This is a genomic window from Streptomyces sp. Ru73, assembly GCF_002920575.1.
In the GTDB taxonomy this organism is placed as follows: domain Bacteria; phylum Actinomycetota; class Actinomycetes; order Streptomycetales; family Streptomycetaceae; genus Streptomyces.
Genome location: NZ_PQSQ01000238.1, coordinates 1 through 371 on the forward strand (window position 1 = coordinate 1; position 371 = coordinate 371).

1 protein-coding gene is annotated in these 371 nt (G+C 67.7%); it reads right to left on the reverse strand.

Annotated features, from left to right (window positions below; all coding sequences use genetic code 11):
- A partial coding sequence (locus tag C3486_RS36760) for a HAMP domain-containing protein (protein ID WP_146075150.1) occupies positions 1-371 on the reverse strand: 371 nt, incomplete at both ends.

Here is a 371-nt window from a genome sequence, read left to right on the forward strand (position 1 = left end):
GTTGACGTTCTCCGTCAGGTCCTTCCAGACGCCGGACACGCCGTGCACCTGGGCCCGTCCGCCGAGCCGGCCCTCCGTACCGACCTCGCGGGCCACCCGGGTCACCTCGTCGGCGAAGGCGCGGAGCTGGTCGACCATGGTGTTCACGGTTTCCTTGAGTTCCAGGATCTCGCCCCGCGCGTCCACCGAGATCTTCTTCGACAGATCGCCGTCGGCGACCGCCGTGGTCACCTGGGCGATGTTGCGTACCTGCGAAGTCAGGTTCAGCGCCATGGAGTTGACGTTCTCGGTGAGTTCCTTCCAGACCCCGGACACGCCGCGTACCTGTGCCTGGCCACCGAGGTTCCCCTCCGTGCCGACCTCGCGGGCCA